This is a genomic window from Umezawaea sp. (assembly GCF_036375055.1).
Lineage (GTDB): Bacteria > Actinomycetota > Actinomycetes > Mycobacteriales > Pseudonocardiaceae > Umezawaea.
This window is the reverse complement of sequence record NZ_DASUSQ010000038.1, coordinates 40,284-62,906: the sequence shown is the minus strand read 5'-3', so window position 1 is coordinate 62,906 and position 22,623 is coordinate 40,284. Positions and strand designations below refer to the sequence as shown.

24 protein-coding genes are annotated in these 22,623 nt (G+C 72.2%); 17 read left to right on the top strand and 7 right to left on the bottom strand.

What is annotated here, in order from left to right; all coding sequences use genetic code 11:
- Nucleotides 1-22 precede the first annotated feature (22 nt).
- The gene (locus VFZ92_RS11655; RefSeq protein ID WP_330875872.1) at nucleotides 23-529 is read left to right on the top strand and encodes a DinB family protein; all 507 of its coding nucleotides are present in this window, start codon (nucleotides 23-25) and stop codon (nucleotides 527-529) included.
- Between the two features lie 219 nt (nucleotides 530-748).
- Nucleotides 749-2,044, top strand: a complete 1,296-nt coding sequence (gene ftsZ, locus VFZ92_RS11650) for a cell division protein FtsZ (RefSeq protein ID WP_330875956.1) — start codon at nucleotides 749-751, stop codon at nucleotides 2,042-2,044.
- 919 nt (nucleotides 2,045-2,963) lie between these two features.
- On the opposite strand, the gene VFZ92_RS11645 is transcribed toward ftsZ, so the two are convergent.
- Nucleotides 2,964-3,644 (bottom strand): LON peptidase substrate-binding domain-containing protein, encoded by a 681-nt coding sequence (locus VFZ92_RS11645; RefSeq protein WP_330875871.1) that lies wholly within the window; start codon nucleotides 3,642-3,644, stop codon nucleotides 2,964-2,966.
- Between the two features lie 9 nt (nucleotides 3,645-3,653).
- Nucleotides 3,654-4,358: an NUDIX hydrolase gene (locus tag VFZ92_RS11640; RefSeq protein ID WP_330875870.1), complete on the bottom strand. Its 705-nt coding sequence runs from the start codon at nucleotides 4,356-4,358 to the stop codon at nucleotides 3,654-3,656.
- A gap of 68 nt (nucleotides 4,359-4,426) precedes the next feature.
- Here VFZ92_RS11640 and nadA point away from each other — a divergent pair, with 68 nt between their 5' ends.
- From nadA to nadC, 3 genes are read left to right on the top strand one after another with little or no spacing between them, the layout of a single operon-like run.
- Nucleotides 4,427-5,446, top strand: a complete 1,020-nt coding sequence (gene nadA, locus VFZ92_RS11635; protein ID WP_330875869.1) for a quinolinate synthase NadA — start codon at nucleotides 4,427-4,429, stop codon at nucleotides 5,444-5,446.
- Nucleotides 5,443-7,062: an L-aspartate oxidase gene (locus VFZ92_RS11630; protein ID WP_330875868.1), complete on the top strand. Its 1,620-nt coding sequence runs from the start codon at nucleotides 5,443-5,445 to the stop codon at nucleotides 7,060-7,062. Before nadA ends, VFZ92_RS11630 begins: the two co-directional genes overlap by 4 nt.
- Nucleotides 7,059-7,883, top strand: a complete 825-nt coding sequence (nadC, locus tag VFZ92_RS11625) for a carboxylating nicotinate-nucleotide diphosphorylase (RefSeq protein WP_330875867.1) — start codon at nucleotides 7,059-7,061, stop codon at nucleotides 7,881-7,883. Before VFZ92_RS11630 ends, nadC begins: the two co-directional genes overlap by 4 nt.
- 60 nt (nucleotides 7,884-7,943) lie before the next feature.
- Here the strand turns inward: nadC and VFZ92_RS11620 are convergent, their stop codons facing one another.
- Nucleotides 7,944-8,723, bottom strand: a complete 780-nt coding sequence (locus VFZ92_RS11620; RefSeq protein ID WP_330875866.1) for a carbon-nitrogen hydrolase family protein — start codon at nucleotides 8,721-8,723, stop codon at nucleotides 7,944-7,946.
- Between the two features lie 29 nt (nucleotides 8,724-8,752).
- Here VFZ92_RS11620 and VFZ92_RS11615 point away from each other — a divergent pair, with 29 nt between their 5' ends.
- Nucleotides 8,753-9,382 carry a GntR family transcriptional regulator gene (locus VFZ92_RS11615; protein ID WP_330875865.1) on the top strand — a complete coding sequence of 210 codons (630 nt, stop codon included), beginning with the start codon at nucleotides 8,753-8,755 and terminating at the stop codon, nucleotides 9,380-9,382.
- On the opposite strand, the gene VFZ92_RS11610 is transcribed toward VFZ92_RS11615, so the two are convergent.
- Nucleotides 9,343-10,674, bottom strand: a complete 1,332-nt coding sequence (locus VFZ92_RS11610; RefSeq protein ID WP_330875864.1) for an MFS transporter — start codon at nucleotides 10,672-10,674, stop codon at nucleotides 9,343-9,345. The two genes, VFZ92_RS11615 and VFZ92_RS11610, sit on opposite strands and share 40 nt — an antisense overlap.
- A gap of 44 nt (nucleotides 10,675-10,718) precedes the next feature.
- Here VFZ92_RS11610 and VFZ92_RS11605 point away from each other — a divergent pair, with 44 nt between their 5' ends.
- From VFZ92_RS11605 to VFZ92_RS11595, 3 genes are read left to right on the top strand one after another with little or no spacing between them, the layout of a single operon-like run.
- Nucleotides 10,719-11,390, top strand: coding sequence for a DUF2848 domain-containing protein (locus VFZ92_RS11605; RefSeq protein WP_330875863.1), 672 nt, complete (start codon nucleotides 10,719-10,721; stop codon nucleotides 11,388-11,390).
- Between the two features lie 34 nt (nucleotides 11,391-11,424).
- Entirely contained in the window at nucleotides 11,425-12,999 is a 1,575-nt protein-coding gene (locus tag VFZ92_RS11600; RefSeq protein WP_330875862.1) for an ABC transporter substrate-binding protein, read from the top strand.
- Nucleotides 12,984-14,171: an aminotransferase class V-fold PLP-dependent enzyme gene (locus tag VFZ92_RS11595; protein ID WP_330875861.1), complete on the top strand. Its 1,188-nt coding sequence runs from the start codon at nucleotides 12,984-12,986 to the stop codon at nucleotides 14,169-14,171. Before VFZ92_RS11600 ends, VFZ92_RS11595 begins: the two co-directional genes overlap by 16 nt.
- Here VFZ92_RS11595 and VFZ92_RS11590 read toward each other — a convergent pair.
- On the bottom strand, nucleotides 14,152-15,438 hold the full coding sequence (locus tag VFZ92_RS11590; protein WP_330875860.1) for a M14 family metallopeptidase: 1,287 nt from the start codon (nucleotides 15,436-15,438) through the stop codon (nucleotides 14,152-14,154). The genes VFZ92_RS11595 and VFZ92_RS11590 overlap by 20 nt on opposite strands.
- A gap of 156 nt (nucleotides 15,439-15,594) precedes the next feature.
- Here VFZ92_RS11590 and hisD point away from each other — a divergent pair, with 156 nt between their 5' ends.
- Genes hisD through VFZ92_RS11570 form a run of 4 tightly spaced genes read left to right on the top strand, consistent with a single transcriptional unit; the run spans nucleotide 15,595 to nucleotide 18,762 of the window.
- Nucleotides 15,595-16,911 carry a histidinol dehydrogenase gene (gene hisD / locus VFZ92_RS11585; protein ID WP_330875859.1) on the top strand — a complete coding sequence of 439 codons (1,317 nt, stop codon included), beginning with the start codon at nucleotides 15,595-15,597 and terminating at the stop codon, nucleotides 16,909-16,911.
- Nucleotides 16,908-18,011: a histidinol-phosphate transaminase gene (locus tag VFZ92_RS11580; protein WP_330875858.1), complete on the top strand. Its 1,104-nt coding sequence runs from the start codon at nucleotides 16,908-16,910 to the stop codon at nucleotides 18,009-18,011. Before hisD ends, VFZ92_RS11580 begins: the two co-directional genes overlap by 4 nt.
- Nucleotides 18,008-18,607, top strand: a complete 600-nt coding sequence (gene hisB / locus VFZ92_RS11575; protein ID WP_330875857.1) for an imidazoleglycerol-phosphate dehydratase HisB — start codon at nucleotides 18,008-18,010, stop codon at nucleotides 18,605-18,607. Before VFZ92_RS11580 ends, hisB begins: the two co-directional genes overlap by 4 nt.
- Complete coding sequence (locus VFZ92_RS11570; RefSeq protein ID WP_330875856.1) at nucleotides 18,607-18,762, top strand: hypothetical protein; 156 nt, start codon at nucleotides 18,607-18,609, stop codon at nucleotides 18,760-18,762. The genes hisB and VFZ92_RS11570 overlap by 1 nt, the downstream gene beginning before the upstream one ends.
- On the opposite strand, the gene VFZ92_RS11565 is transcribed toward VFZ92_RS11570, so the two are convergent.
- Together VFZ92_RS11565 and soxR are read right to left on the bottom strand one after the other, a co-directional pair.
- Nucleotides 18,759-19,307, bottom strand: a complete 549-nt coding sequence (locus VFZ92_RS11565; protein ID WP_330875855.1) for an RNA 2'-phosphotransferase — start codon at nucleotides 19,305-19,307, stop codon at nucleotides 18,759-18,761. The two genes, VFZ92_RS11570 and VFZ92_RS11565, sit on opposite strands and share 4 nt — an antisense overlap.
- 62 nt (nucleotides 19,308-19,369) lie before the next feature.
- Nucleotides 19,370-19,831: a redox-sensitive transcriptional activator SoxR gene (gene soxR / locus VFZ92_RS11560; protein ID WP_330875854.1), complete on the bottom strand. Its 462-nt coding sequence runs from the start codon at nucleotides 19,829-19,831 to the stop codon at nucleotides 19,370-19,372.
- Nucleotides 19,832-19,884: 53 nt separating this feature from the next.
- Between soxR and VFZ92_RS11555 the strand changes: the two genes are divergently transcribed.
- Genes VFZ92_RS11555 through hisH form a run of 4 tightly spaced genes read left to right on the top strand, consistent with a single transcriptional unit; the run spans nucleotide 19,885 to nucleotide 22,622 of the window.
- A complete protein-coding gene (locus VFZ92_RS11555; protein ID WP_330875853.1) occupies nucleotides 19,885-20,565 on the top strand; it encodes a thiamine pyrophosphate-dependent enzyme in 681 nt (226 codons plus the stop codon).
- Complete coding sequence (locus tag VFZ92_RS11550; RefSeq protein ID WP_330875852.1) at nucleotides 20,562-21,458, top strand: transketolase; 897 nt, start codon at nucleotides 20,562-20,564, stop codon at nucleotides 21,456-21,458. Before VFZ92_RS11555 ends, VFZ92_RS11550 begins: the two co-directional genes overlap by 4 nt.
- 9 nt (nucleotides 21,459-21,467) lie before the next feature.
- Nucleotides 21,468-21,980 (top strand): hypothetical protein, encoded by a 513-nt coding sequence (locus VFZ92_RS11545; protein WP_330875851.1) that lies wholly within the window; start codon nucleotides 21,468-21,470, stop codon nucleotides 21,978-21,980.
- Nucleotides 21,981-21,989: 9 nt separating this feature from the next.
- Nucleotides 21,990-22,622: an imidazole glycerol phosphate synthase subunit HisH gene (hisH, locus tag VFZ92_RS11540; RefSeq protein ID WP_330875850.1), complete on the top strand. Its 633-nt coding sequence runs from the start codon at nucleotides 21,990-21,992 to the stop codon at nucleotides 22,620-22,622.
- Nucleotide 22,623 lies beyond the last annotated feature (1 nt).

The window sequence follows — 22,623 nt, the reverse complement described above, 5'->3', positions numbered from 1 at the left end:
GGCGGCCGTTGATACTTCCGGCATGGACATCAAGGACGACCGGGTAGACCCCGCCCTCACCGGCGGCGAGCGCGTTCAGCTGGGCGGGTTCCTCGACTACCTCCGCGACACGATCGTGTACAAGTGCCAGGGCCTGACGGACGAGCAGGCGTCGCGCTCGACGCTGCCCTCGCCGCTGCTGACGGCGGCCGGGATCGTCAAGCACCTGCGGTGGGTCGAGGCGTACTGGTTCGAGACGGTCCTCCTCGGCAAGCAGGACCGGGCGCCCTACAGCCGGGAGGATCCGGACGCCGACTGGCGGGTCGAGACGGGTGAGACGATCTCCGGATTGCTGAACGACTACGCTGCGCAGTGCGAAGTGAGTCGCGAGATCGTCACGGGCCTGGAGTTCGACCACGAGGTTCCGTTCCGTGACGGAAGCACGGTTTCCGTGCGCTGGGTGCTGATCCACATGGTCGAGGAGACCGGGCGGCACGCAGGGCACTTGGACGTCGTGCGCGAGCTGCTGGACGGTCTGACCGGCGAGTAGTGGTAGCGCACAGTGCTGATAGGTGTCGCGGCGTACGGCGTGGCTGCTGGACCGACGCACCACTGGTGCATACCGTCCAGAAACAACATACGGGGTTGACACAACTCTGGACCTCTGGTTGAGGTCGAGGGTTTCAATCCGGGTGGAGGTCCTTCCGGGCTGACCCGGCGACCACCATCCCAGCGCATGGGCACGAACACGATCAGGAAGGCGGATCCGATGACGCCCCCGCACAACTACCTCGCGGTGATAAAGGTCGTCGGTATCGGTGGAGGCGGCGTGAACGCCGTCAACCGCATGATCGAGGTCGGGCTCAAGGGCGTCGAGTTCATCGCGGTCAACACCGATGCACAGGCACTGCTGATGTCCGACGCCGACGTCAAGCTGGACATCGGCCGCGAGTTGACCCGCGGACTCGGCGCCGGGGCGAACCCCGACGTCGGCCACAAGGCCGCCGAAGACCACCGCGAAGAGATCGAAGAAGTCCTCAAGGGCGCCGACATGGTGTTCGTCACCGCTGGTGAGGGTGGCGGCACGGGCACCGGTGGCGCGCCCGTCATCGCGGCCATGGCCCGCAAGCAGGGCGCCCTGACGATCGGTGTCGTCACCCGGCCGTTCTCCTTCGAGGGGAAGCGGCGCGCGAAGCAGGCTGAAGAGGGCATCCAGCAGCTCCGCAACGAGTGCGACACGCTGATCGTCATCCCGAACGACCGGCTGCTCCAGCTCGGCGACATCGGCGTGAGCCTGATGGACGCCTTCCGCTCCGCGGACGAGGTGCTGCTGTCCGGTGTCCAGGGCATCACCGACCTGATCACGACCCCCGGTCTGATCAACCTCGACTTCGCCGACGTGAAGAGCGTGATGTCCGGGGCCGGTTCGGCCCTGATGGGCATCGGCTCGGCGCGCGGCGAGGGCAGAGCCGTCACCGCCGCGCAGAAGGCGATCAACTCGCCCCTGCTGGAGGCGTCGATGGAGGGCGCCCACGGGGTGCTGCTGTCGATCGCGGGCGGGTCCGACCTCGGGCTGTTCGAGATCAACGAGTCCGCGTCGCTGGTCCAGGAGGCCGCGCACCCGGACGCGAACATCATCTTCGGAACGGTGATCGACGACTCGCTCGGCGACGAGGTGCGGGTCACGGTGATCGCCGCGGGCTTCGACAGCGGCGGTCCCACGCACAAGAAGCTGGAACCGCAGGTGCTCAGCTCACCGCAGCGGGGCACCGTGGTGTCCGGCCAGTCGGGCCAGCTGAGCCAGCCCGCACCGGTGGCGCCCCAGCCGCCGGTGGAGCAGGCCCCGCCGCCGATCCCGCCCCGACCGGCGGCCGTGCCGCAGCAGGCGCAGCCGGTGCAGAACACCGGGGCGTTCCAGACGCCCCAGCCGACGATGCCCAGGACGTTCCCGCAGAGCAACCTGCCCAACCAGCACGGGACGGGGTCTTCACTGCCCAGTCGGCCGCTGCCGGTGACGGACGACCCGGACGACGAGGTGGACGTGCCGCCGTTCATGCGGCGGTAGGTGGTTCAGCGGTGCTTGGGGAGGCCCTTCGCGGGAACGCGGGGGGCCTTTTCGTTTGCCCGTCGTGGGTTTCGGGGAATGTCGGACCCTTGTCGTAGCGTGTGCGTCGGGGGGTCTTGCTTGATGGGGGACTCCTGGTTTGGGCTGGTCAGGGGGTTGTGGGGCGTGCTGGTCCTGCGGTTTTGTGCGGCTGTGGGTCCTGCGGGTTTGTGGGTTCTGTGGGGTCAGCGGGTTTGTGCGGCTGCGGGTCCTCTGAGTCCGCCGGCGCCTGTCGCTGTGGGTCCTCCGGGTTCGTGGGGCTGTGGGTGTGTGGGCCCTGTGGGGTGGTGGGGCTGTCCCCCCCGGTGCGCGAGTGTCGTCATGGCCGGGCGTACCGCGTCAAGGCGGGAAAGATGCCTTGACCCGGCACGTCCGGCCATGAGGGCGCTGGGGATCGGGGGGCCGGGTGGGGTGTGGGTGACAGTCGGCTTTGTGCGGGTCCGCTCGGGCGGTGGTGGGTTGCCTTTGGGGGTCCGCTTGGGCGGTGGTGGGTTGCCTTTGTGAGGCCGCTCGGGCGGTGGTGGGTTGCCTTTGGGGGTCCGCTTGGCGGTGGTCGGGCGGCTTGTGCGGGTCCGCTCGGGCGCAGGTCAGCAGGCTTGTGCGGGTCCGCTTGCCGTGGCCGGTCGGTTGAGCGGGTCCGCTGGGCGGTGGTAAACGCCTTGTGCGGGTCCGCTTGGCGGCAGTCAGGCGGCTTGAGCCGGGTCGTTTGGCCGTGGAGGGTCCGCGTGGGGCAGGCCGCTTGCCCGTGGTCAAGCGGCCTGGGCGGGTCCGCCTGGCTGTGGTGGCTTCAGCCGCGCCGCTGTCGCGGTCGTCGCTCGGGCGGCTCCGTCCCACGCGGGCAGTCGCCTCAGTGGCCCGCCGTTCGGTCGGGCGGGCTTCGTCAGTTCGGGTTCGGTACGTGGCCGAATTCCGCCAGCGGCACCGGGACCGCGCGCAGCGCGTCCAGGATTCCCGCCTCGCGGTGCAGCATTCGGCGCACCAGGCGCAGTCGCCTGGCCGGGGAGGTTTCCTCCAGCAGGCGCTGCCTGTCCTCCAGCGCCAGCAGGCAGTCGCCTGCCAGCAGGTACGACAGCAGGTCGTGGGTGGTTTCCTCCGGTGGCGGTGCCCAGTCCTCGCGGTGCCACGCCGCCGCGCAGTAGCGCTGGTGGGCGGCACGGGCCGAGTCGGCCATCAGGGGTAGGACCTCGGCCACCGGTTCGGGGGTCGGGGTGTCCGGCAGCCATTCGACCTCGCCCACCAGGTAGGGCGCGGAGGTGTGGTCCACCGACAGGAGGCGGAAGCGCTGCTGGCCCTTGGTCACGATGTCGAACCGGCCGTCGTTGAGCCTGCGCGCCTCGCGCAGCAGCGCGGAGCAGCCGACCTCGCGCAGGGACGCGACGTTGTCGGTGCCCATGGCCCAGCCCTCGCGGATGGAGACCACGCCGAACTGGCGGTCCGGCAGGGCGCCGGTGACGAGGTCGACCGTCAGCTGGCGGTACCTGGGCTCGAAGATGTGCAGGGGCAGCGACGCTCCGGGCAGCAGCACGGTGCCCAGCGGGAACAGGGGGAGCGTCTCGGTCACGCGACCACGTTACGACGTGGCGCTCGTGCCCGCCGGACGGCCGGTCGACGGGGGTCGCAGCACGGCGAACTGATCGGTCACCAGGATTCCCCTTGCGCTGAAACGGAAAAGTGCGGCCGGTCGGCCGCCGGTCGGGCCGGGTGGGCTGGTGTCGCCGGTCGGTTCGAGCAGTCCGCGCCGGGACAGCACGCGTTGCAGGTTGGTGGCGGACACCCGGTAGCCCAGCGCCGCCGAGTACAGCTCGCGCAGCGCGGAGATCGTGAAGTCCGGTGGCGCCAAGGCGAAGCCGAGGTTGGTGTAGGAGAGCTTCGAGCTCAGCCGGTGACGTGCCTTGTGGATGATCGACCGGTGGTCGAACGCGGTCTCGGGCAGGTCGTCGACCGGGAACCAGGCGGTGTCGTCGGGGACGACCGGGACGATGTTCGACGGGACGAGACCGAGGAACGCGGTGGCGACGACGCGCGGTCCGGGGACGCGGTCCGGGGCGCTGAAGACCGACAGCTGCTCCACGTGCGAGAGCTGCCTGACGTCGACCTTCTCCGCCAGCTGGCGGCGGATGGACGCCTCGATGTCCTCCCTGTCGCCCAGCGCGCCACCGGGGAGTGACCAGCGGTGAGCGTGCGGTTCCCTAGCGCGTCGCCAGAGCATGACCTGGAGTGATCCGGCTCTCACCTGGAGTACTGCGGCCAACACCTCATGTCCCGCGAGACCCACGGGCTGATAGTATCGGCCACGTTTTCGACCCAAAGGCGAAAACCTCGGAGAGTCGCGAGGAGGACCCCATGGTCGCTACCGCATATGTGGAGCGAACCTCTGACGGCGCGTACGACGGCATCGAAGCCGACGCGTCCTGGCGCGCGGAGGTGCTCGAACTCGCACGTCAGCGCGACGCGGTCATCCTCGCCCACAACTACCAGCTGCCCGAGATCCAGGACATCGCCCACCACACGGGCGACTCGCTGGCGCTGAGCCGGATCGCGGCCGCCAGCGACGCGTCCACGATCATCTTCTGCGGCGTGCACTTCATGGCCGAGACGGCGAAGATCCTCGCGCCGGAGAAGACCGTGCTGATCCCGGACGAGCGGGCGGGCTGCTCGCTGGCCGACTCGATCACCGGTGAGCAGCTGCGCGAGTGGAAGGCCGAGCACCCCGGCGCGGTCGTCGTGTCGTACGTCAACACGACCGCCGAGGTGAAGGCGGAGACGGACATCTGCTGCACGTCGTCGAACGCGGTCGACGTGGTCGCCTCGATCCCGGCCGACCGCGAGGTGCTGTTCCTGCCGGACCAGTTCCTCGGCGCGCACGTGAAGCGCGAGACCGGCCGCGAGAACCTGCACATCTGGGCGGGCGAGTGCCACGTGCACGCGGGCATCAACGGGCCCGAGCTGGCCGCGCGCGCGGCCGAGGACCCCGAGGCCGACCTGTTCATCCACCCCGAGTGCGGCTGCGCGACCTCGGCGCTCTACCTGGCTGGCGAGGGCATCGTGCCCCCGGACCAGGTCCGCATCCTCTCGACCGGTGACATGATCACCGCCGCCCGCGGCACCACCGCCAAGTCGGTGCTGGTGGCGACCGAGATCGGGATGCTGCACCAGCTCCGCAAGGCCGCGCCGGAGATCGACTTCCGCGCGGTGAACGACCGGGCGTCGTGCAAGTACATGAAGATGATCACGCCGACCGCGCTGCTGCGCTGCCTGCGCGAGAACAAGGACGAGGTGCACGTCGACCCGGAGACCGCGAAGCGGGCGCAGGCGTCGGTGCAGCGGATGATCGAGATCGGCAAGCCCGGCGGCGGCGAGTGAGGCCGCGGTGGGAGGCCCGTGCCGACCTGGTCGTGGTCGGCACGGGGGTGGCGGGCCTGACGGCCGCGCTGCGCGCCCACGAACTGGGCCTGCGGGTCCTCGTCGTCACCAAGGCCAGCGGGCCGGACGGCAACACGCGCTGGGCGCAGGGCGGCGTCGCCGTCGTGCTGCCCGGTGAGCACGACGAGGGCGACACGGTCGGCGCGCACATCGCCGACACGCTCGTCGCGGGCGCGGGGCTGTGCGAGGAGGACGCCGTCGCGGCGGTCGTCTCCGGCGGCCCGGACGCCGTGCAGCGGCTGCGGGAACGCGGTGCCGTCTTCGACGCCGAGCCCGACGGCCACCTGGCCCGCACCCGCGAGGGCGGCCACACGGCGTTCCGCGTGGTGCACTCCGGCGGCGACGCGACCGGCGCGGAGGTGGAACGGGCACTGCTCGCCGCCACGGTCGACGGCCGGCTCCCGGTGCTGGAGCAGCACGTCGCGGTCGACGCGCTGCGCACCCCGCTCGGCGTGGTGTGCGGGCTGCTGGTGCTGGACGGCAACGGTGTGCCCGGCGCGATCGGCGCCCCCGCCGTGCTGCTGGCCAGCGGTGGTCTCGGGCAGCTCTACCAGGCCACGTCCAACCCCGAGGTGGCCACGGGCGACGGTCTCGCCCTGGCGATGCGGGCGGGCGCCGCGGCGGCGGACGTCGAGTTCGTCCAGTTCCACCCGACCGTCCTGTACACCGGGCGCGGCGCTCGTGGCCGCTGCCCGCTGGTGACGGAGGCCGTGCGCGGCGAGGGCGCGGTGCTCGTCGACGCGACCGGCGCGCGGGTGATGAAGGGCGTGCACCCGTTGGAGGACCTGGCTCCCCGCGACGTGGTCGCGGCGGCCATCACGCGGCACATGGTGGGCGAGCCGGGCGGTGTCGACGACCACGTGTTCCTGGACGCCACCGGCCTCGGTTCGATGGCGACGCGGTTCCCGACGGTGCACGCGGCCTGCGTCGCGGCGGGGATCGACCCGGCGCGCGACCCCATCCCGGTCGCCCCGGCGGCGCACTTCGCCTGCGGCGGGGTGGTGGCCGACGTGGACGGGCGCACCGCGGTCACCGGTCTGTACGCCGCCGGTGAGGTCGCCCGGACCGGGCTGCACGGCGCGAACCGGTTGGCCTCCAACAGCTTGCTGGAGGGACTGGTCGTCGGCACGCGGGCCGCCGAGGCCATCGCGGCGGACCTGGCGCTGGGTGTGCTGGCCGATCCGAAGGCGGCGTCGGACCCGGTGCTGCCCACCGCGCCGGTCGCGGACCGCGACTCCCTGCAACGGGTGATGAGCCGGTACGCGGCGATCGGGCGCGACGCCGAAGGCCTCGCGGTGGTCGGCTCCGTGCTGGACCTGTCGACCGTCGACCGGGTGCTGGACACCCGGCGGCTGGTGGAGGACGCGGCGCTGACGCTGGCGGCTCGGGCGCTGATCGCGGCCGCGGCGGAGCGGACGGAGTCGCGCGGGTGCCACGTGCGGACGGACTTCACCGCGCGCGACGAGGTGCGGTGGCACCGCAGCCAGGTCGTCCGGCTCACGCCGTCCGGCCAGCCCGTGTTGGCGGATCCGTTCATGGCTTGGGGAGCGGCATGACTCTCGACCTGGAAGACGCACGTCGGGCCATCGCGGTCGCGCTGGCCGAGGACCTGGCCTACGGACCGGACGCCACGACGGAGGCGACCGTCCCCGCGGACGCGGTGGCGGTCGCCGAGCTGACGCCGCGGGCCGCCGGTGTGCTGGCCGGGATCCCGGTGGCGCTGGAGGTGTTCGGGTCCGGGGTGGAGGTCCTGTCCCGGCGCGAGGACGGGGAGAAGGCGGTGCCCGGTGAGCCCGCGCTGGTCGTGCGGGGTCGGGTGCGGGACCTGCTCACGGCCGAGCGGACGGCGTTGAACTTCCTCACGCACCTGTCCGGCGTCGCCACCGCCACGGCCGCGTGGGTGGACGCCGTGGCGGGGACCGGGGCTCGGGTGCGGGACTCGCGGAAGACGTTGCCGGGGTTGAGGTTGCTGGAGAAGTACGCGGTTCGGTGCGGTGGCGGGGTGAACCACCGGATGGGGCTCGGCGACGCCGTGCTGATCAAGGACAACCACGTTCTGGCCGCCGGGTCGGTGGGGGCCGCTCTGCGGGCTGTGCGCGCTCGTGCTCCGCACCTGCCCTGCGAGGTCGAGGTGGACAGCCTGGAGCAGTTGGACGAGGCCGTCGCCGAGGGGGCGGAACTGGTGCTGCTGGACAACTTCACGCCCGAGATGTGCGCGGAGGCCGTTCGCCGGGCCAAGGGCGTTCGGCTGGAGGCGTCCGGCGGCCTCACCCTGGCCGTGGCCCGCTCCTACGCCGAGACCGGTGTGGACTACCTGGCCGTCGGCGGGCTGACCCACTCCTCGCCCGCGTTGGACCTGGGGATGGACCTGCGCTGAACCGGGTGACGGCGTCGGGCCCCGGCGCCGTCACCCCGGCAGGCCCCGCACGGGCGCCGGTCAGAGCCGCCGGTTCGCGAGCACCGGCAGCGTGCGGCGGGCGTCCTCGACCGTCTCCGCGTCGATGTCCACGAGCAGCAGGTCCGGCTCACCCCCGAGACCGCCCACGACAGTGCCGAGCGGACCCACCGCCATGCTGTGCCCGACACCCGTCGGAGCCGTGGTCCCCAGGTCGCCGGGGTCCGCCTGGCCGCAGGCGAGCACCCACGACGTGCAGTCCAGCGCGCGGGCGCGGACCAGGAGCTCCCACTGCTCCACCTTGCCCGGCCCGGAGCCCCAGGACGCGCCGAGCAGCACCGCCGAGGCGCCCTGGTCCGCCAGCGCGCGGAACAGCTCGGGGAAGCGGATGTCGTAGCAGGTGGCGATGCCCAGGGTCGTGCCGTCGACCTCGACGGTCACCGGCTTGGAACCGGGTGCGACGGTGCTCGACTCCTGGAACCCGAAGGCGTCGAAGAGGTGGATCTTGTCGTAGCCGAGGTGGGTGTCGGCGCTCGTGACGAGGAGCGTGTTGGTGACGCGGCCGTCGGCGGTGGGGGTGAACATGCCCGCCACCACGACCACGCCGTGGTCGGTCGCGATCTCCCGCACGGCCGTGGCCCAGGGGCCGTCGAGCGGTTCGGCGATCGGCTTGAGCGACACCCCGAACCGGCACTGGGTGGCTTCCGGGAACAGCACCACGCGTGCGCCTCCGGCGGCTGCCCGGCGGACGCCGTCGCGCACCAGTTCCAGGTTGGCCTTCGGATCGGTGGTGGAGCTGATCTGGCAAAGCGCTGCGCGCACGGCGTGATCCCCTCTGGTATACAGACAGTATGCAGGTGTCCGGTCGCGAGAAGGCCTACGAGTTCCTCAAGGACACCATTCTGGCCGACCCCGAGATGCAGGGGCGGTTCATCAGCGAGCAGGACGTGGCCGATCGGATCGGTGTGTCCCGCACGCCCATCCGGGAGGCGCTGCTGCTGCTCGCCGCCGAGGACCTCGTCCAGCTGGTGCCGAAGAAGGGCGCCTACGTGGCGCCGGTGTCCGGCCGCCAGGTGGCGGAGCTGGTGGAGCTGCGCGGGATGGTCGAGCGGTTCGCCGCGGAACGGGTTCTCGAGGCCGGGACGGCGCCGATCGCTCGGATGCGCGAGGCGATCGAGCGCCAGACGGCGTTGCGCGGCATGGCGGACGCGCGGGAGTTCATCGACGTCGACCGGCAGTTCCACGCGCTCCTGGTGCGGGCGACCGGCAACGAGCTGCTGACGAAGATGTACGAGGGGCTGCGCGCCCGGCAGGTGCGGGCGGGTGTGGTCGCGCTGTTCCGGGCGACGGGGCGGCAGGACGCGGTGCTGCTGGAGCACGAGGCCATCGTGGCCGCGCTCGAGTCCGGGGACGTCGAGGCGGCCACCGCGGCGATCAGCTCTCACCTGGAGTCCACGCTCAAGGTGCTGCTCGGCGCCTGATCGACCTCCTCGTCCACGGGGTCGCGGCCCAGGTAGAGGCCGAGCAGCGTGACCGCGCAGGCGACGGCGACGTAGGCCGCGACCAGGGTCCAGGTCTCGAACGCCGCCAGCAGCGCGGTGAACACCAGCGGTGCCACGGCGCCGCCGATCACGCCCGCGAGGGTGTAGGCGAGCGAGCTGCCGGTGTAGCGGAGCCTCGGCGTGAACTGCTCGGAGATGAACGCGGCCTGCGGGCCGTACATGAACGCGTGGAACGCGAGCCCGACCACGATGCCCAGCACCAGGAGCAGTCGGGACCCGGTGTCGACGAGCGGGAAGAACACGAACGGCCACACGGCGCCGCAGACGGCCGCGCCCGCGTACAGGACGCGCCGGTTGACCCGGTCGGACAGCCAGCCCGCCAGCGGCATCAGGAAGAGCTGGAGGCCCGACGCGATCAGCACGGCGGTGAGGCCCGCGTTGCGCGGCAGGCCGAGCTGGGTGGTGATGTAGGTGAGCACGAACACGGTGAACAGCGCGTAGAGCACGTCCGGGCCGACGCGGCACAGGACGGCGGCCAGCAGCGGCCTGCGCTGGGTGCGGAACACCTCGCTGATCGGCGCGGTCGGGCGGTCACCGCGCTCCTGGATCGCCTTGAACACCGGCGTTTCCTCCAGCTTCAGCCTGATCCACAGGCCGAACACCACGAGCACCGCCGACAGCAGGAACGCGACCCGCCAGCCCCACGACATGAACTGCTCGTCGCTGAGCAGCAAGCCCAGCAGCGCCAGCACGCCGTTCGCCATCAGGTTTCCCGCCGGCGGGCCGATCTGCGCCGCCGAGGCCCAGAACCCGCGCTGCCGGGGATCGCCGTACTCGCTGGACAGCAGGACGGCACCGCCCCACTCGCCGCCGAGGCCCACGCCCTGCGCGAACCGCAGGACGACGAGGAGCACGCCCGCGAGACCGCCGATGGCCGCGTGGGTGGGCAGCAGGCCGATCAGCATCGTCGCGATGCCGGTGATGAGCAGCGTCGTGACGAGCACGCGCTTGCGGCCCAGCTGGTCGCCGAGCCTGCCGAACAGGAACCCGCCCAGCGGTCGGGACAGGTACCCGACGGCGTAGGTGGAGAACGCGAGCAGCGTCGCGGTCAGCGGCTCGGAGCTGGGGAAGAACAGCGGGCCCAGCACGACGGCGGCGGCCACGTTGTAGATGGCGAAGTCGTACCACTCCAACGCGGTGCCGGAGAGCGACGCGGCGAACGCGCGGATGAGCGCGGGCCTGCGCACATCGGTGGTCTGGATTGGCGGCATCGTGTAATACTGCCTGTATACAACTCGTATGCGCAAGGAGTGGAATGTCAAATCTGCGTTTCGACCTCCCCGACGGCTCCCAGGTCGCGGTGACCGTGACCACGCTGCTCAACGGCGGCTACGCGGGCCGCAGCCAGGACGACGTGGCCGCTCACGTGCGGGAACTCGCCGAACTGGGGGTGCCCGCGCCGACCGAGACGCCGAGCCTCTACCCGGTCGCGCCCTACCTGGCGCAGCAGACCGACGACGTGCCGGTGCAGCACGGCCGGACCTCCGGCGAGGCCGAGTGGGCTCTGGTCGTGACCGACGACGACGTGCTGCTGACCGTCGCCTGCGACCACACCGACCGCGCGCTGGAGGCCCACGGGGTGGCGTGGAGCAAGCAGGCCGGGCCGGACGTGCTGGGGCGCGGTGCGTGGCGGCTCTCCGACGTGGCCGACCGGATCGACGGGATCGAGCTGACCGCGTGGGCCGACGACGTCGAGATCCAGGTCGGCACGCTCGCCGAACTGCTCACCCCCGCGTACTGGGTGGACGTGCTGCGGGCCCGTGACCTGCTCAGGCCCGGCACCGTGCTGCTGTCCGGCACCATCCCGATGCGCGAGGGCGTGAACCAGTTCGCCTCGTCCTGGCGGGTGGAGCTGCGCGACCCCGAGACCGGCGGCGCGATCGACCTCGCCTACCGGGTGCGCCCACTGCCCGCCCCGATCGGCTGACGCCGTTCGGGGCTACGGACTAGGGTCGGGTGTCGTGCGCTTCCTGTTGCCCCCCGTCCTGCTCGTGGCCGCCGTCGCTGCCTCCGCGTGCACCGGCACGACCACGCCCAGCGCGGAGGGCACGAACGACAACAGTTCGATCGTCCTGGCCGACGCGACCGAGCCCGCGACGCTGAACCCGTTGCTGGGCTACGGGTCGGAGGGCGTGTCGAAGATCTTCGACGGGCTGGTGGAGCACCGCGCGAACCGGACGCTGCGGCCCCAGCTCGCCGCCGAGGCCCCGAAGCCCGCCGCGGACGGCCTGTCGTGGACGGTGAGGCTGCGCGGCGACGTGAAGTTCACCGACGGCACGGCGTTCGGGCCCGAGGACGTCGTGGCGACCTACCGGGCGCTGCTCGACCCGGCCTCCGGGTCGACGATGAGGTCGAGGTTCGCGATGCTGACCGGCGTCGAGCAGCTGGACGCGCAGAACGTGCGGTTCACGCTGTCGAAGCCGTACGCGCCGTTCCCGAACCTGCTGGTGCTCGGCATCCTGCCGAGCGAGGCCCTGGCCGCGGGCGGCCCGCTGGCGAGCAGCCCGGTCAACACCGCGCCCGTCGGCACCGGCCCGTACCGGCTGACCGAGTGGGCCAGGGGCGACAAGATGGTCCTGGAGTCGAACCCCTCGCACGTCGAGGGCGACCCCAGGATCAAGAAGGTCACGGTGGTGTTCGTCCCGGACGACAACACCAGGGCCCAGCGGATGGAGAAGGGCGAGTTCGACGGCACCGACCTGCCGCCGCGGCTGGCCACGAAGTTCGCCCAGGCCAACGGGATGCGGGTCATCGACCACCAGACCGCCGACCTGAGGGCCATCACGCTGCCCACGGGGAACCCGGTGACCGGCGACCCGGCGATGCGGCTCGCGCTCAACACCGCCGTCAACCGCCAGGGGATGATCGACAACCTGCTGGCGGGCAAGGGCACGTCGGCGAGCACCCCCGTGCCCGCCGAACTCCCGGAGTTCGTCGACCCCGACTCGGCGTTCCGCTACGACAAGGCCCAGGCCGACGCCCTGCTCGACCAGGCGGGCTGGATCAAGGGCGCGGACGGGCTGCGCTCGCGCGACGGCGTGGCCGCGTCGTTCACGCTCATGTACCCGATCGGCGACGTCGTGCGCGTTGACCTGGCGACGGCGTTCGCCGCCGACGCCAGGGCCGTGGGCGTGGACGTGCAGCTCGCCGGGCTCAGCCGCGAGGCCATCGTGCCGCGGCTCGGCAAGGACGCCGTCCTCGGCGGCGAGGGCGACCCGTTCGACCCGGACCAGGCGCTGCACGGGACGCTGCACACCGCTGGCGCGGACAACCCCGGCGGCTACTCGAACCCCCTGGTCGACGCCGCGCTCGACGCGGGCCGCACCCTGCTCGACCCGGCCCAGCGGGTGGCCGCGTACGTGCAGTTCCAGCGCGCGTACCTCGCCGCGCCCGGCATGGTGACCCTCGCCTTCGTGACGCACACCTACGTGGTGCGCGAGAACTGGAACGGCTACCAGCAGGTGGTCGACCCCTCCGACCACGGCGGACTGTCGTGGGGCCCGTGGTGGAACCTCCAGAAGTGGACGCCCAAGTAGTGGACCTGCGAGCCGTGCGCGCCGACACCCCCGCCGCGCTGGACCGGGTCTTCCTGGACAGCGCGGGCTCCTCCCTGCCCCCGGCACCAGTCCTGGAGGCCCAGATCGGCCACCTGCGCCGCGAGGCCGAGGTCGGCGGCTACCTGGCCGCCGCCGAGCGGTTCGACGACCTGGAGGCCGGCTACGGCGTCCTGGCCGAGCTGCTGGGCGCCGCGCCGGACGAGATCGCCTTCTCCGACAGCGCGACCCGGTCGTGGCTGAGCGCGTTCGACGCCGTGCCGCTCGCCGCGGGTGACCGGGTGCTGGTCACCGAGGTCGAGTACGCGGGCAACGCCGTGCCGCTGCTGCGCCGCGCCGAGGAGACCGGGGCGACGGTCGAGGCCGTGCCGTCCGACGCGCACGGGCAGGTCGACGTGGCCGCGCTGCGCGAGCTGCTGGACGAGCGGGTCAAGCTCGTGTCGCTGGTGCACGTGCCGACCAACGGCGGCCTGGTGAACCCGGTCGCCGAGGTCGCCGCCGCCGCGCACGAGGTCGGCGCGCTGGTGCTGCTGGACGCGTGCCAGTCCATCGGCCAGATCCCCGTCCGGCTGCACGACCTGGGGGTGGACGTGCTGTCCGGCACCGGCCGCAAGTGGCTGCGCGGTCCGCGCGGCACCGGCTTGCTGGCCGTGCGCCGCGAGGTCCTGCACCGGCTGCGGCCCCGGCTGGTCGACCTGCACAGCGGCTCGTGGACGTCGCCGACGGCCTACGGGCTGCGCGACGACGCGCGGGTGTTCGAGCTGTGGGAGTGCTCGATCGCGGCCAAGCTCGGCCTCGTCGAGGCGGCCCGGTACGCGCTGGCCCTCGGCGTCGACACCATCGCGGCCGAGGTCGGCGACCGCGCCAAGCGCTTGCGCGCCGGGTTGGCCGACCTGCCCGGCGTGCGGGTCCACGACCTGGGCGAACGGCGGTGCGGCCTGGTCACGTTCACCGTCGACGGGGTCGCCGCCCCGGACGTGAAGGCCCGGCTGGCCGCCGAGGGCGTGACGGTGACGACCAGCTCCGTCGGGTCGACCAGGATCGACATGGGCAGGCGCGGGCTCGACGAGGTAGTGCGGGCGTCCCCGCACTACTTCGTCTCACCCGAGCAGGTCGACCAGGCGGTCGAGGCGGTCAGCAGGTCTGGCCGATGACCCGCGGCACGCAGTCCGCGTAGCCGAGGAACAGGTCCACGGCGGTGTTGTTGCGCGCCACCTGCGTGGCGATCTGGGTGTCGCGCGGGTAGAAGCCGTTGAGGCCCGTCCCCGACTTGGGGTACATCTCGAAGGTGTAGCTCCAGATCTTGTGCGTGGCCCACATCCAGTCGTTGATGCCGCCGTCGGTGATGTACAGGTCGCTGGACTGCTGCGGCGTGTACCCGTTCAGCGCCGCCATCTGCCTGCCCAGCGTCCCGAAGGCGTTCGCCTGGTCGGCGTTGAGGCCCGTCGCGGTGTCGCTGTAGGTGTAGCCGTAGGGCCACAGGATCAGCTCGGAGTAGGTGTGCCAGTCGATGTGCGCCTTGATCTGCTGGACGCCGCCGACCACGCGGGAGTTCGTGAAGTCCCGCACCCGCTGGGTCTCCGGCGCGGAGAACGCGCTGGGACCGCGGTAGGTCTCGCTCGACCCGGTGCCGCTGGAACCGCCGCAGCAGCCCCACTGGTAGCCCCAGTTGCGGTTGGGGTCGGTGCCCGTGGACGTCGAGTTCGGCTGCCGGTTCTTGCGCCAGCCGCGCAGCGTGCCCGCCGCGATGTCGTACTCCGCGCCGTCCGGGTTCACGCTCGGCACGACCCAGATCTCCCGGCTGTCCACCAGCGCCTTGATCGCGGTGCTGGTGGCGTAGCCGTCGGTGAAGCGCTTGATGATGTGCAGGCACATCTCCACGGTCAGGTGCTCGCGGGCGTGCTGGTTGCAGGTGAACAGCACCTCCGGCTTCGCCTGGTCCACCGCGGGGTTGTTGCTGATCTTCAGGACGGGCAGGGACCGGCCCTGGTAGGAGTTGCCCAGCGACGACAGCCGGACCAGGTTCGGGTGGTCGGTGACGGTCTGGTTCAGCTCCGCCGTCATCTCGGCGTAGTTGTGGTAGCCGGTGTAGCCCGACGGGAAGTCCATCGTGCCGATCTCGGCCGAGCCCAGCTGGGCGAGCTGCTCGTCGGCGTCGCCCTTCGGCTTCACCGCCAGCCCGGTCGCGCGCAGGGCGCGGAGCTGGGAGCGCTCGGCGATCACGGTCAGCTTGTCGCCGTCCATGCCGAGCACGTCGACCCCGGTTCGGGCGACCTTCGTGCGGGCCTCGGCGTTGACCGCGGTGACCTCGTAGACGGTCCGCTCGCCCTGGACGGCCGTGGGTTCGGCGTATCCGGGGGCCGCGGTGGCCATGACGGCCAGACAGGCCAGGGCGACCAGGCCACGTCGTTTTGCGAACATGTGCGTCTCCATCATCAGCAGGGGTTTTGCGACGGAGTGGTGCTCATTGCAGGGTCGCGCGCTCCTCGGTGGTCAGGTAGCGCCGTTCGCCGGGTTCGCCGTGCTCCGCACCGGGCTGACAGTTGACACAATTCCGCTTCCCCTAGGCTTGGGGGCATGCTCAACCGCATCGACCTGCGAGGCAGTGTCCCGTCGTCAGCCGAACTCCGCGCGGTCCTCCCGCGTGCCGAGGAGGACGTGGACGCGGTGCTGCATCAGGTCCGGCCGGTGGTCGAGGCGGTGGCCGCCCGCGGTGCCGAGGCCGCCCAGGAGTACTCCGAGCGCTTCGACGGGGTGCGCCCCGCCTCGGTCCGCGTGCCCGCGGCCGAGGTGGCCGCCGCGCTGACCGCGCTCGACCCGGCCGTCCGGGCGGCGCTGGAGGAGTCCATCGCGCGGGCCCGCAAGGTCCACGCCGAGCAGCGCCGCACCGACACCACCGTCCAGGTCGTGCCCGGCGGCACGGTCACCGAGCGCTGGGTGCCGGTCGCCCGCGTCGGCCTCTACGCCCCCGGCGGCCTCGCCGTCTACCCGTCCAGCGTCATCATGAACGTCGTCCCCGCGCAGGCCGCCGGGGTCGAGTCCCTGGTCGTCTGCTCACCGCCCCAGGAGGAGTTCGCGGGCCTCCCGCACCCGACGATCCTCGCCGCCGCCGCGCTGCTCGGCGTGGACGAGGTGTGGGCCGTCGGCGGCGCGCAGGCCGTGGCGCTGCTGGCCTACGGCGGTGTCGACACCGACGGCCGCGAGCTGGAGCCCGTCGACCTGGTGACCGGGCCCGGCAACCTGTACGTGACGGCCGCGAAGCGGATGCTGCGCGGCCTCATCGGCATCGACGCCGAGGCGGGCACGACGGAGATCGCCGTCCTCGCGGACTCGACCGCCGACCCCGTGCACGTGGCGGCCGACCTGATCAGCCAGGCCGAGCACGACCCGGCCGCCGCGAGCGTGCTGGTGACCGACTCGGTGGAGCTGGCCGACGCGGTCGACGCGGAACTGGTCCGGCAGACCGCCGAGACCAAGCACCACGAGCGCGTGCGGACGGCGTTGAGCGGCACGCAGTCCGGCACGGTCCTGGTGTCCTCCGTGGACGACGGCCTGCGCGTGGTGAACGCCTACGCGGCCGAGCACCTGGAGGTCCAGACCGCGGACGCGTCCGCCGTGGCCGCCCGCGTCCGGTCCGCGGGCGCGGTCTTCGTCGGCCCGCACTCGCCCGTGTCGCTCGGCGACTACTGCGCGGGCTCCAACCACGTCCTGCCCACCGGCGGCTGCGCCCGGCACTCGTCCGGGCTGTCCGTGCAGACTTTCCTGCGCGGCATCCACGTGGTCGACTACTCCGAGGACGCGCTGCGCGAGGTGGCCGACCACGTCGTGGCGCTGGCCAACGCGGAGGACCTGCCCGCGCACGGTCAGGCCGTGACGGCGAGGTTCCGGCGATGAGGCCCGTCGGCGACCGCGTCGAGCTGTCCGACCTGCCCCTGCGCGAGGACCTGCGGGGCCGCACGCCGTACGGCGCGCCGCAGCTGGACGTGCCCGTCCGGCTCAACACCAACGAGAACCCCTACCCGCCCACGCCCGCGCTGGCCGCGGACGTGGTGGCGGCGGTCGCCGAGATCGCGGGCGAGCTGCACCGCTACCCCGACCGCGACGCGCTGGCGCTGCGCTCCGACCTCGCCGCGTACCTCGCGGACGCGACCGGTGTGCCGCTGACCGAGCGCAACCTGTGGGCGGCCAACGGGTCGAACGAGATCCTCCAGCAGATCCTCCAGGCGTTCGGCGGCCCCGGCCGCACCGCGCTGGGGTTCGAGCCGTCGTACTCGATGCACCCGATCATCGCGGCGGGCACCCGCACCGAGTGGGCGCCGACGCCCCGCCGCGAGGACTTCTCGCTGGACACCGCGCGGGCCGCGGAGGTCGTGGCGGACCGGAGGCCGGACGTGGTGTTCGTGACCAGCCCGAACAACCCGACCGGGCAGAGCGTGCCGCCGTCCGACCTCCGCGAGCTGATCGCGGCGGCACCGGGCGTGGTCGTGGTGGACGAGGCGTACGCGGAGTTCTCGCCGCGCCGCAGCGCCGTGGAGCTGATCGAGGAGTTCCCGGAGAAGCTGATCGTCAGTCGCACGATGAGCAAGGCGTTCGCGTTCGCGGGCGGGCGGCTCGGCTACCTGGCCGCCGCGCCCGCCGTGGTCGACGCGCTGCTGCTCGTGCGGCTGCCGTACCACCTGTCGGCGCTCACGCAGGCCGCCGCGCGGGCGTCGCTGCGGCACGCGGCCGAGACGCTCGGCTCGGTGGCGAAGCTCGCCGCCGAACGCGACCGGGTCGCGGAGTCGTTGGCGGGACTGGGTTTCCGGGTCGTCGAGAGCGACTCCAACTTCCTGCTGTTCGGCTGGTTCACCGACGCGCACGCGACGTGGCGGTCCTATTTGGAGCGTGGCGTCCTGATCAGGGACGTCGGCATCGCAGGGCACCTGCGGGTCACCATCGGAACGCCCGAGGAGAACGACGCCTTCCTCGCGGCGAGCAAGGAGGTTCTTCGGTGAGTCGGGTCGGCAAGGTGGAACGCGCCACCAGCGAATCGTCGGTGTACGTCGAGATCGACCTCGACGGCACCGGCCGGGTCGAGATCGGCACCGGGGTCCCGTTCTACGACCACATGCTCACCGCGTTCGGCGTGCACGGCAGCTTCGACCTCGTCGTCCGGGCGACCGGTGACGTCGAGATCGACGCCCACCACACCGTCGAGGACGTCGCCATCGTGCTCGGCCAGGCGCTGCGCGACGCGCTGGGCGACAAGAAGGGCATCCGCCGCTTCGGCGACTGCTGGATCCCGATGGACGAGACCCTCGCGCACGCCGCCGTCGACGTCTCGGGTCGGCCGTACTGCGTGCACACCGGCGAGCCGGAGCAGTTCACCACCTTCACGATCGGCGGCAACTACCCGTTCGTGCTGAACCGGCACGTGTTCGACTCGCTCGCGTTCCACGCGCAGATCGCGCTGCACGTCCGCGTCGAGTACGGCCGCGACCCGCACCACATCGCCGAAGCCCAGTTCAAGGCCATCGCACGGGCCCTGCGCGCGGCCGTCGAGCCGGATCCGCGGGTGGCGGGCGTGCCGTCCACCAAGGGTGTCCTGTAATGCCGGAGGAGTACGTCGCCATCGGGCTGCTGGCCCTCGCGGGCTTCCTGCTCGGTGGCGTCTACAGCACGTGGAAGACGGCCAAGGCCGTGGCCGTCGTGCTGGGGATCTTCGCGCTGGTCGCCGTCGGCGGAGCGGTGGCCTGGTTCCTCTAGGCCCCGTGCGTCGGCGGCAGCTCGGACAGGTACCGAGGGGGCACGGACGCCGCCAGCCACACGCCGTTGGCGCTGACGCGGAACTCGTGGCCGTCGGCCCGCATGGCGGCGGTGTCCACCACCAGCACCACGGGCTTGCCGCGCCGCGCCCCCACGCGCTGGGCGGTCTCGACCGTCGAGGACAGGTGCACGTCGTGCCGGTTCATCGGCTTCAGCCCGTCGCGGTGGATCTCGGGCAGCACGCGGCCGACGGTGCCGTGGTAGAGCACGGCGGGTGGTTCGGCCACCGGCAGGTCGAGGTCCACCTCGACGCTGTGGCCCTGGCTGGCCCGGATGCGGTCGCCCTCGATCGCGAAGCGCTTCTTGTCGTTGCGCTCGACCACCTCCTCCAGCTGGGCGCGGGTCGTGCCCCGGCCGAGCGCGGCCAGCAGGTCGTCGATGTCGACCCAGCCCGCGGCGTCCAGGCGCAGGCCGATGGCCTCGGGGGAGTGTCTGAGGTGCTTGGAGAGCCGCTTGGACAAGCGGATGACGTCCTTCTCGTGCATGGAGCACACCTCAGCACGTCGAACACCGGCCCCGCCACCGCTTTCCACGACCGCCGAGCGGCTCAGGTGCCGCCCTCGGCCGCGGCCTTCAGCTTCGGCGCGCCGGGGCCGTCGACGGCCTGCGCGTCGTCGAAGTTGTGCAGGAAGCAGCTCCGCAGCGACAGGCAGCCGCAGCCGATGCACGACGTCAGGCGGTCCCGCAGCCGGTTGAGGGCGTCGATCCGCGCGTCCAGCTCCTCCTGCCACGACTGGGACAGCCTGCTCCAGTCGGCCTTGGTCGGGGTGCGGCCGTCCGGCAGCGTCGCCAGCGCGGCGTGCACCTCCTCCAGGCTCAGGCCGACCCGCTGCGCGGTGCGGATGAACGCGAGCCGCCGCAGCACCGACCGCGCGTACCGGCGCTGGTTGCCCGCCGTGCGGTGCGACGCGATCAGCCCGCGCTCCTCGTAGAAGCGCAGCGCGGTGTGGGGTACGCCGCTGCGCTCGGCCACCTGTCCGATGGTCAGGTTCTCCGGCAACTTGGTCACGGGTCCACCCTACTTCTTGACCTCCACCATGGTCGAGGTTGAAAGGTGGGGGCATGACGGTGACGAGGGAAATGGGTTTCGCCGACATCCCCGCGCTCTACGGGAGGATGGCGGGCGACGAGAAGCACGAGTGGGCCTCGGCGTCCACGCTGCCCGTGCTGTGGGTGCTCTACGACCGAGTGCTGGACGTGGCGCCGGACCGGGTCGACGACCCGAGCCGCGACCGCTTCCTGCTGTCCAAGGGGCACGGGCCGATGGCGTACTACGCGGTGCTGGCTGCGAAGGGGTTCCTGGATCCGTCCCTGTTGGACACGTGGACCCGGTGGGACTCGCCGCTGGGCCTGCACCCGGACCGCGTCCTCGTGCCCGGCGTGGAGATCGGCAGCGGTTCGCTCGGCCACGGGCTGCCGATCGGCGTGGGCACGGCGATCGGCCTGGGGCTCCAGGGCGGGCGGCAGCGCGTGGTCGTGCTGATCGGCGACGGTGAGCTGGACGAGGGCAGCAACCACGAGGCCATCGCGTTCGCGAGCCGGATGGGGCTGGAGCGGCTGACCGTCGTGGTGGTGGACAACAGGTCCGGCACGCACGGCTGGCCCGGCGGTGTCGCGGCCCGGTTCGCGGTCGAGGGCTGGGAGGCGATCACGGTGGACGGCCGGGACCAGGACGCGCTGCACGAGGCGCTCCTCACCCCGCACGTCGGCACGCCCCTCGCGGTCGTGGCGGAGGTCCGATGAGCACCATGCGCGAGGCGTTCGTGAGGACCGTGACCGACGCGATGGAGACCGACCCGAGGGTGGTGGTCGTGCTCGCGGAGATCTCGCGGGACGTCTTCCCGGTGACCGATCGGGTGATCAACGTCGGAATCCGCGAACAGGCCATGGTCGGCGTGGGGGCGGGGCTGGCGCTGTCCGGGCTGCGGCCCGTCGTGCACAGCTACGCGCCGTTCCTGGTGGAGCGGCCGTTCGAGCAGATCAAGCTCGACTTCGGGCACCAGGACGTCGGGGGAGTCCTGGTCAGCGTCGGCGGCTCCTACGACGACCCCGGCTGGGGCCGGACGCACCAGGCGCCCGGCGACGTGGCGCTGATCGACACGCTGCCGGGGTGGACCGTGCACGTCCCCGGCCACCCGGACGAGGTGGAACCGCTGCTGCGGCCCGCCCTCGCGGGCGACGACCGCGTCTACCTGCGGCTGTCGCTGCGCACCAACACCCGCGCGTACCCGGTGGCGGAGGGGTTCACCGAGGTCCGCGGGGGCAGGCTGGGCGTCGTGGTGGCCGTCGGGCCGATGCTCGACCGGGTGCTGGAGGCGACCGCCGACACCGACGTGACGGTGCTCTACGCGGCCACCGTCCGGCCGTTCGACGCCGAGGGCCTGCGCCGGGCCGTGCGCGCCGCCGACCACGCCGACGTGCTGCTGGTCGAGCCGTACCTGGAGGGCACGTCGACCCACCTGGTGACCGAGGCGCTGGCCGACCTGCCCGCACGGGTGAGATCCCTTGGCGTGCAACGGGAAGCCGAACTGCGCGCGTACGGCACGGCGGAGGACCACGACGCCGCCCACGACCTCGACGCGCTGGGCGTCGCGGCGGCCGTGCGGCGGATGTTCGGCCACGGGGGTCAGGCATGATCTAGTCCCGTGAGAGTGCCGAGAACCCTGATCTGGACCGCAGCACCCACGGCGGAACTGCAACGCGCCCTGCACCGGGAGGGCTCCGGCCCTGCCGCGCTGGTGCCGGTGACCTCCGGCACCGTGCTGCTGCCCGCGCGGCAGGGCGGTTTCGCGGCGGCGATGAGACTGGCGGCGAGGTGCCGCGAGATCGGGGGCACGGCGCTGGTGCTGCGGTGGGCGGGTGCCACGCGGGTCGGGTCCGACGGCGTGCGCACCACCTACCGCGGCTCCCCGCTCTCGGCGATGAGGCTGGTCGGCCCGGTCACGTGGTGGCTGCTCAAGGGCCGGGAGCGCGGCGAGGCCGACCTCACCGCCGACGTGACCCAGGTCGTGGGCCTGGTCGACGAGGGGAGGGCGGACACCCACGTGGCCGGGCTGCCCTCGGCGCGCAGCCGCCTCGCCGACCTGCCGATCAACACCCTGCTGCCTGTCATCCCGGTCACGCAGGGCGCGGCGCCGCCCGAACCGCCGCTGACCTAACCTGGACACGTGGCACGAGTCGTCGTATTGGACTACGGATCCGGCAACCTCCGCTCGGTCGAGCGCGCGCTCCAGCGCGTCGGCGCCGACGTGGAGGTGACCGCCGACCGCACAGCCGTGCGCGAAGCCGACGGCCTGCTCGTCCCCGGCGTCGGCGCGTACGCGGCGTGCATGGAGCAGCTCAACGCGATCCGCGGCGGCCGGATGATCGGCGAACGCCTCGCGGGCGGGCGTCCGGTGCTCGGCGTGTGCGTCGGGATGCAGATCCTGTTCGACCGCGGCATCGAGCACGGCGTCCTCACGGAGGGCTGCGGCGAGTGGCCCGGCACGGTCGAGCGGCTGGACGCGCCGGTCGTGCCCCACATGGGCTGGAACACCGTCCGCCCGGTCGAGGGCACGAAGCTCTTCGCCGGCCTGCCCGCCGACACCCGCTACTACTTCGTGCACTCCTACGGCGTGCGCAAGTGGGAGCTGGAGCCGTCCGACGTCATCCGCCCGCCGCTGGTCACGTGGGCCGAGCACGGCACGGACTTCGTGGCGGCGGTGGAGAACGGCCCTCTGTGGGCGACGCAGTTCCACCCCGAGAAGTCCGGCGACGCGGGCGCGCACCTGCTGGAGAACTGGCTGAGCACCTTCAACTAGG